Origin of the sequence: Okeania sp. SIO3B5 (genome assembly GCF_010692555.1) — a bacterium.
GTDB lineage: Bacteria > Cyanobacteriota > Cyanobacteriia > Cyanobacteriales > Microcoleaceae > Okeania.
On the sequence record NZ_JAAHHG010000390.1, the window covers coordinates 1 to 9,697 of the forward strand.

General features: G+C 33.8%; 2 protein-coding genes. Both read left to right on the plus strand.

Annotated elements, in window-relative coordinates; genetic code table 11:
* Positions 1-1,774: 1,774 nt before the first annotated feature.
* Complete coding sequence (locus F6K54_RS32910) at positions 1,775-6,550, plus strand: PAS domain S-box protein (protein ID WP_293087461.1); 4,776 nt, start codon at positions 1,775-1,777, stop codon at positions 6,548-6,550.
* Positions 6,551-8,083: a diguanylate cyclase domain-containing protein gene (locus F6K54_RS32915; RefSeq protein WP_293087464.1), complete on the plus strand. Its 1,533-nt coding sequence runs from the start codon at positions 6,551-6,553 to the stop codon at positions 8,081-8,083.
* Positions 8,084-9,697: the final 1,614 nt, after the last annotated feature.

A 9,697-nucleotide genomic window follows, 5' to 3' on the forward strand; every position in this document is an offset into this window, starting at 1 on the left:
GGGTTTCACAAAGGTAGACGACAAAGCTGATGCTCCCATCCATCCCCCCATCCCCCCATCTCCCCATCTCCCCATCTCCCCATCTCCCCATCTCCCCATCTCCTCCTCTATTTTTAAATAGATCCGTTTAGGGGTTCTATAAATTGGTTGCGGGTAATCAAAAAGTAGATAAAAAAACTGAAACTCTTACCTGTTCCCTAAAAACAGTAAGATTTTTATACACAAATAAAATAGGATTGCTATAGCAGAAGGAAGAAGGAAGAAAAAATGGATGGGGAAACTCAAAGAGCTGCCACTTCGTGTATACAAACCTCAAACAATTGTCAACACCATGTATACGGTGGGTGATTAAACCAAATTAACGCAAAGGTAGTTAGGGTTTGCTGATTAAATCTTAAATAATTAGGGTTTGCGCTCAAAAGTCTTATGGTGATGATAGGGAACAGGGAACACTTAACTGGGAACAGTTTAGACTATCTACTACGGCCAAATTTTCTGATACTCAGGGGAAAAATATGAGCATTTTGAGACTAATTGAGCCAAAAACCTTACACTTTTTCAGCAATCTTTAACCCTAGAAGCCTTTACAGGTATTGATTACACTTTTATGAGCGCAAGCCCTAATTACTAGATAAAGGTAAGTGCCTTTTTGGGTCGAAAAAAGTACAAGCTTTTCGGTCTAAAAGCTCAAAAAGCTAGTATTTTGGGATGATTATGGCAGAAAAATCACTCTTACAATTTTTACGACTACCTCCTCTATAATTTCCATTTCTCCTGTCTCCTGTCTCCTGCCTTGCCCTCCTGGGAGGGGGAGGGGCGAGGGGTGGGTTGTCTCCTACCCCTACCAACATACTTTTTCAGCAAACCCTAATTAATGAAACTTGATATAGAACCCCTAAGCGTATCTTTGCTAATGTTGGGTTTTTAGGCAAAGAAGTTAGGATATTGATATTTAATTACATAGCATAGATAGATATCTCCAACAATCAAAAATCATGCTCTTTTATTGCACTCTTATTCATCAATTCTTTCCCCCTACTCCCTACTCCCTACTCCCTATGCATGGAGGAGATGCTTAATAGATCCGTTTAGGGGTTCTATAAGCTTTTGATACAGCAGATTTGTCGTATATAAAGTACGCATATTAACAAGGGAATTTCTAGTGTGGAATGGCGGAAATAACTGACCAGTTACAAAATCCCAAAACAATTACAAATCAATACTTTTGACTGTCTTGAGTGCGTCTTACATTCTGAGGGGACCTCAGAATTACGCACTCGATGCATGAATTTTGACTTTTAACTTCCGCGTAGTGGCACTAGCTTCCTTACCTACATAATTTGTAATATTATCTTGATGGTATAACACTACGTTACCATAGTTATCTGAAAAATAATGCTATGCAAACTTCCCCCTAACTCCAATTTTTTAGAGTTCAATCTAGAGTAAAAAAATTATGATTTCATCTCAAAAAAAATACTTTAGTTGAAAGATAACAGGGAAAAGTAACTGCAATGTATCTTTTTCAAATGATTTATCAACCTCGATTATCTTGATTTTTTGAACGAAAAAAAAATTGTACGATCTGATACCTGTTTCCTTTGGCCTGTTCTCTTCTGTGATTGAGTTTTTATGACCAATATGAAAATGCTATATATAACCTCGAAAAAATGGTATATAATTATTATATAGTCAGGGAATATATACATAAAAATGCTGCAAATATCAATTCGTAATTTGTAAATAAAATAATCAATACAGAAAAAAAATAATTATGAATAACGATAAAAATACAATTCTTATAGTAGATAATTGTCCTCATATTTTATCTTTTTTATCTGAAATTTTCCGCTGTAAAGGATATAGAATAAAACAAGTTAATTCTGGCAAATCAGCATTAAAATATGTAATAAACAATAAGACAGATTTAATATTAATGGATGTAAAAAAACCAGAAATAGATGGTTATCAAGTTTGTAGACAACTAAAAGGAAATCCTAACACTCATAATATACCAGTAATTTTTATGAGCGATATATCTGATACTACGGAAATAATAAAAGGGTTTGAAGCTGGAGGAATAGATTATATTAGTAAGCCCATTCAGGGAGAAGAAATATTAGCAAGAATAGAAGCTCAACTGAAAATCAAAAAACTACATCTAAAATTAGAAGAAAAAAATAAACAACTAGAAAAAGAAATAGAACTAAAGCAAAAAAATGAAGATAACTTATCAGCAATTATTACTAATATGTCAGCAGGTCTGATGATTATTAATACAGAAGGTAAAATAGTATTTGTTAACCAAGCAACAGAATTGTTATGGGAAAAACCAGCTACAGAGTTGATCGATGAGGAAATAGGTTTGCCTCTTGTAAATGGTAATGAAACAGAAATATATATTCGACAAAAATCGGGAAAAATTTTATTTATAGAAACACAGATCAAAGAAATTATTTGGGAAGATGACAAAGCTTATCTTTTAATTCTTAGAGAGGTAACAGAAAGTCGTCGCGAACAAGAACATTTAAAACTATTAGAAAGAGCAATATTTACAGCCCCTCAAGGAATTGTAATTAGCGACTTAACTGTAGACGAACACCCAGTAATATATGCTAATTCAGGTTTTGAAAAAACTACAGGGTACTCAATTTCTGAAGTTATTGGTAGAAATTGTCGTTTTTTACAAGGTACTGATAAAAATCAACCAGAAATTCAAGAATTGAGAGAGGCGATCGCCACTGGAAAAAAAAGTTCGGTAGTCTTGCAAAATACCCACAAAGATGGTAGTAAATTCTGGAATGAAGTAACAATTTCTCCAGTACATGACGATTTTGGAACTTTAACTCATTATGTAGCAGTGCAAGTCAATGTTACCGATCGCGTAGTTGCACAACAGGCATTACAGGAAAGTGAAGCTCGTTTTCGTTCAATGGCAGATGGTATCGCTGTAATGATCCGTGTGGCAGATACTAATGGTAACAGCACATTTTTTAATCAAACATGGTTAGAATTTACCAGAGACAATTTATCTGATACTGTAACAAATGAATGGTTAAAATGGGTTCATCCAGACTATAGAGAACACTGTCGTTTAATGTATACACACAGCCATAAAACTTTTGCTGCCTTTCAGATGGAATATCGTCTACGTCGGTTTGATGGCAAGTATCGATGGGTAGTAGATACAGCTAAACCAAGATTTACTCCTAATGGTACTTTTGCTGGTTACATTAGTGCTGTGATTGATATTACAGAGCGTAAAGAGGCAGAAATAGAACTATCCACAGCAAAATACTCTCTGGAGAAACAAATGCAAAGAGCATTGGTATTTCGAGAAATTACCCATCAAATTCGCTCTTGCCTAGAGCCAGAACAAGTATACCAAACTGCAGCAAATCAAATAGCCAGAGTTTTACATACAGACCGCTGTTTGATTCATACTTATTCAGAATTTCCTATACCACGAATTCCCATAGTGGCTCAGTATCAGAGCTACGGTTTAGAGTTACCCTCTAATTTAGAAATTCCCATATTAGGTAATTCTTATACTAAGTTAATGTTGTCGCAAGACTTAGCAATTGCGACTGATGATATCTATGCTGAATCTCTGCTGCAAGAAGTTTTACCTCTATGTAAGGAACTAAAACTTAGGTCAATGATGGCAATTAGAACTTCTTATCAAGGAAAAACTAATGGGGCGATCGGTGTACACCAATGTAGTTATATTCGTCATTGGAAAGCAGAAGAAATAGAATTATTAGAAGCGGTGGCAGCTCAAGTAGGTGTTGCGATCGCTCAAGTAAATCTTTTAGCACAAGAAAAACAACAACGACAGGAATTATCCGCACAAAATGAATTATTAGAACAAGAAATTCAGATTCGCAGACAGGTAGAAGAATCACTCAAAAAAAGTGAAGAGCGTTGGCAGTTGGTGTTAAAAGGCAATAATGAAGGGATTTATGACTGGAATATTACAACCAATGAAGCCTTTCTGTCATCTCGCTTGAAAGCGATCTGGGGCTATAAAGACCATGAAATTAAACCCTACTACAATGAATGGTACAGTCGGATACATCCAGGCGATCGTGAAATGATGATGGAGCTGATGAGGAGCTATCTCAAGCAAGAGACTCCTAACTTTATTGTTGAGCATCGTATACTTTGCAAAGATGGGAGTTATAAGTGGGTTTTAGCCAGAGGCCAAGCTCTTTGGGATTCAGATGGAACTGCTGTGAGGATGGTAGGATCTCTACAGGATATTAACGATCGCAAGCAGATAGAAGAAGCCTTAAGAGAAAGTGAAATTCGTTATCGGGAACTGGTAGAGTCACAGGATAGTGTACTGGTTTGTAGATGGAAGCCAAATGGTGCGTTCACATTCGTTAACCGATACTACTGTCAATTTTTTGGTAAGTCTTCAACTGAATTATTAGGCAGTAACTTTTTAGAATTAATGCCAGATAGAATAGCTCAAGGGCAAGTACAGGACAATATTCAATCAATTCAGAAAAAATTATCTCCAACAACTTCAGAATATCAAGTCATTTCTGCTTCTGGGGAACGACGCTGGGTTAGTTGGACAAATCAACCGATAATAGATCGAGACCGACGTTTAATTGAAATTCAATCTTTTGGTATTGATATCACAGAAAAAAAGGAACGGGAAGAAGCTTTACGTTTTATTGTTGAAGGTACTGCTTCTTATACAGGAGATGATTTTTTCAATGCTTGTGTTCATAGTCTAGCTCAAGTGCTACAACTTGATTATGCTTGCATTGCTGAATTCAAGGAAGCAGAAAAAAAACTCTATATCAAAGCATTTTGGGGTAGTGATGAAGCGATCGAAAATATCAGTTACCCCATAGCATACACTCCTTGTGAGAAAGTTTTAGAGGATAAAATTTGTTATTATCCAGATTCTTTACAACAAATTTTTCCCCAAGATACCTGGTTAGTTGAGTTAAATATAGAAAGTTATTGGGGTATTACTCTATGTAATTCCCAAGGCCAAATTCTTGGTTTGTTAACAGTTATGGATGTTGCACCAATGGATATTAATTCTTCTGATGAGTTGATTTTGAAAATTTTTGCTGCACGGGTGGGGGCAGAATTAGAACGTTTACAAGGAGAAGTTGAACTCAAAAATGCTAAAGAAACTGCGGAAGCTGCGAACCATGCTAAGAGTAATTTTCTTGCTTCTATGACTCACGAATTGCGTACTCCTTTAAATGCAATTTTGGGTTTCAGCCAATTGTTGGTGCGGGATAACTCTTTAAATGAGGAACAGATTGAGCAGTTAAAAATTATTAATCGCAGTGGAGACCATTTACTGAATTTAATTAATGATATTTTATCCATGTCGAAAATTGAAGCAGGTAGAATTACATTAACAGAAAGTTGCTTTGATTTACACGAACTGCTCCAATCTATCAAAGATATGATGATGCTAAAAGCTAGTAAAAAAGGCTTGCAAATAATCTTTGAAGTAGGCGATAACTTACCTAAGATTATCAAAACTGATGAAGGGAAATTGCGTCAAGTTCTGATTAATATTTTAGGTAATGCAGTCAAGTTTACATCTGAAGGAAAAGTTACATTATCAGTATTTAATCATCACCAAATAGGGCAGATAAAATTTACTATTACAGACACTGGCCCAGGCATTGAAACATCAGAAATAAATAATTTATTTGAGCCTTTTGTACAAACAAAAACTGGTCGAAAATCCATAGAAGGAACTGGCTTAGGTTTACCTATTAGTCGGGAATTTGTTCATTTAATGGGAGGAGATATATCTGTTATTAGTCAAGTAGGAAAAGGTACAACTTTTACTTTTGATATTGTTGCCGAAGTTATAGAAATAGCCAAAACAACAATATTATCCGATCGACGTCAAATTATCGGTTTAGAACCTCATCAACCTGTTTATCGAATTTTAGTAGTGGAAGATGTGCCAGAAAACAGTCAATTATTAATTCAGTTACTTCAGCCTTTAGGATTTAAAATTAAGAATGCTGAGAATGGCAAACAAGCAATATCTATTTGGCAAACTTGGCAACCTCATTTAATTCTTATGGATATTATTATGCCTGTTATGAATGGCTATGAAGCAACTAAAATTATTAAGCAAACATCTTTTGGTCAAGCAACTACAATTATTGCTTTAACTGCTAATGCTTTTGATGAAGATCGTGATGCTATTTTGGCAGCAGGTTGTGATGATTTTATTGCTAAACCTTTTTCAGAAGATGTATTGTTGGAAAAGTTGGCGAGTTATTTGGGAGTACGTTATCTATATCAAGAAATAACATCAAGTTCTACTACTAGAGAACCTCAAATAAAACTTACAAAAGAATCTTTAAACATTATGCCTCCTGAATGGTTGGAGCAATTACATTTTGCTGCATTATCTGTTAACGATCAAATAGTCACTCAGCTAATTCAGCAAATTCCTGAAACAGAAATTGACTTAATTAATTGTTTGACAGATTTAGTAGAAAATTTTCGTTTAGATGTCATCCTTGAATTAATAGAAAGTGAGGAATAAATGAAGCAAAAAAAATCTGAAAATTTACCAGCAAATATTTTAGTAGTTGATGATGCACCGGAAAATTTGCGGTTATTAGCAAGTATGCTTGAGCATCATGGTTATTATGTGAGAAAAGCTATTAATGGTAGAATTGCAATTAATGGAGCACAGATTTCTCAGCCAGATTTGATATTACTTGATATTAATTTACCGGATATAGACGGCTATGAAGTATGCCAAAAATTAAAAACTTTTGAAAAAACCAAAGAAATACCAATAATTTTCATTAGTTCTTATAATCAAGAAGTAGATAAAATTAAAGCATTTGAAGTAGGGGGTAAAGATTATATTACCAAGCCATTTCAAATCAGAGAAGTATTAGCACGAGTTGAAAATCAACTATCTACTTATAAATTACAAATGGAATTGAAAGAGAGAAATTCTAAGCTAGAACAAGAAATTATTGAGCGTCAACGTACTGAAGAACAAATTCGTTTTTTGTTATTAACTACTCAGAAAATTACTGCTACTTCAGATATTTATTCAGCACTTGAAGTTACTCTAAATCATATTTGTTCAAATATAAAATGGGATTTTGGTGAAGCTTGGCTTGTTAATTCTGATAGTTCTAAAATTGTACATAGTCAAGTTTTTTATACTAATGAACCAAATTTGTATGAATTTCGAGAAGATAGTAAAAAATTAACTTTTACTTATAATAAAAGCTTGCTTGGTAGAGTTTGGCAATCTCAAGATTCAGAATGGATAGAAGATATTTATCAGATATCTTCTGATTTTTTGCAACGTTACGATCGAGCTATCAAAGTAGGGTTTAAATCTTGTTTTGCTGTACCGATTTTGTGGAGCGATCGGGTATTAGGAATTTTGGTTTTCTTCAATAAAGAAGTTACTCCAAAAAATCAACAATTAATTGATTTAGTTAAAGCATTAGCTCATCATTTAGGAGTAATGATTCAAAGCAGAAAAGCAGAATATACTCTGAAATTAGCTAATCAAAGATTGCATATACTTGCTACCTTAGATGGCTTGACTCAAGTAGCTAATCGTCGTCATTTTGATGAATATTTTGACCAAGAATGGCAGAGGATGAAACAACAGGGTCTGCCTTTTTCTCTAATTATTTGTGATGTAGATTATTTCAAGTTATACAATGATAACTATGGTCATCAAGCAGGAGATGATTGCCTAAAAAAAATTGCTCAAACTATTTATGAAATGGTCGATATTACTGATAGTTTAGTAGCTCGTTATGGAGGAGAAGAGTTTGCAATAATTCTTCCTAATACTGATGCTAAAAATGCTTTTATAATTGCTGAAACTGTCCGTTTAGAAGTGCAAAATCTGAAAATTATTCATGGTAAATCTGAAATTAATAAATATGTTACGATTAGTCTGGGTATTTCAAGTATGATTCCTCAAGAATATCGCTTACCTGCAGAGTTAATTTCCCTTGCAGACCAAGCACTTTATCAGGCAAAAAATCAACAACGAAACTGCACTGTTAGTAGAGTAGATAGAGCTATAAATTAAATCTATAAATAAAAACTTTCATTAATTGATAATGGATAATGGATAATTGATAATTACCTCTGGTTAAAACCGCTCTTGATTGAATATCAGGAGATATTATTTCTTTTTTTTACCCTTAAAAGGGGAGGCTTTAAACCAGAATCATTTAATTATTAATTATTAATTATTAATTATTAATTATTTGGTAAATAAAGTCATCAACATCAAATTAATATTATTAATTATGACTTGAAAAACTGTCGATTTAACTACTTTCATTAATTGATAATTGATAATGGATAATTGATAATTACCTCTGGTTAAAACCGCTCTTGATTGAATATAAGGAGATATTATTTCTTTTTTTTTCCCTTAAAAGGAGAGGCTTTATACCAAATTGATAAGGGTGCATCTCAATTTTGAATAAAGCCAAAAATTTATCGCTTTTAGGGAACAGGGAACAGGGAACAGGGAACAGGGAACAGGGAACAGGGAAGATATAGGAGAAAAGTATTTTTGCAAATATGAGATGCACCCATTGATAAATGTTTGCTACAAATATCTAGGGTATTTATTAGGAGTCAGGAGTCAGGAGTCAGGAGTCGTATGGGAATGTCTTTAATACCATTTTTTAGGGCATAAACTATCTTTTCAGTCAAAGGGACATTTCCTGTAAAGTCTTTTTATCGCTCTGACTATTCGTAACATTCTTTTTTCAAATTGGTATTAAACCAGAATTATTTAATTATTAATTATTAATAATTAATAATTCGGTAATATTTACATCATGTGTCCCTTCTACCAATCTTATAAATGTTTGTTACAAATTGTAGAAGTAATATCATGTCCGGTTGAATAGTGATAATACAGTTTTTAGGTGGTAGGTAGTAGGTGTTAGGTGGTAGGTAGTAGGTGTTAGGTGGTAGCTGTAAATTCAAGAGGGAAGACTTGATAGGAGTGGAAATTTGGGATATTTCTTCAACATTGAGAAGAAAACATTTTTATTATACTTAATTATCCGGACATGATATAATAAAGAAGGAAAAGGTAAGAAAGAAGAAGGGGTAAATATTGAAAAAAAGGGAAAAAAGATAGAGATAACTATCTCAAATGAACTGGAACAGCTATTTTTAAACATATCCGATCAATATCTACCTTTTTGTAGCATTCTTTTTTCAAATTGGTATTCCAGGGTAGCTACGCTTAATAATTAATAATTAATAATTAATAATTAATAACTGGATAGTTGTTCTAAGAACTTCAAACTGTCTAGTTAATAATTAATAATTAATAATTAGGGCTTGCTGATTAATTATAAAAGTATTGAGATATAAAGATTTGATCCTTTTTAGGGTCTAAAAAAGTACGCCTGTTTCAGTGGAAAACGCTCAAAAAGCTAGTATTTTCGGCTGACTATGGCAGAATAATCTTGGGACAAAACTTAGCTCATACCTCCTCGCTCATTCCCCGTTCCTCCTGTCTTCCCCTCCCCTCCTGGGAGGGGCTAGGGGTGGGTTGTCTCCTGTCTCCTGTCTCCTACAAAGAGCAAAAAGACTTTTTCAGCAAACCCTAATTATTAACAATTATACCAGTTTGATAAATCTTTGCTACAAATACTTAGGTTACTGTTTAGGA

What these genes read in the sequence shown, in the direction of transcription:
- F6K54_RS32910 (WP_293087461.1), top strand. Translation starts at nt 1,775, where the DNA reads ATGAATAACGATAAAAATACAATTCTTATAGTAGATAATTGTCCTCAT.
- F6K54_RS32915 (WP_293087464.1), top strand. Translation starts at nt 6,551, where the DNA reads ATGAAGCAAAAAAAATCTGAAAATTTACCAGCAAATATTTTAGTAGTT.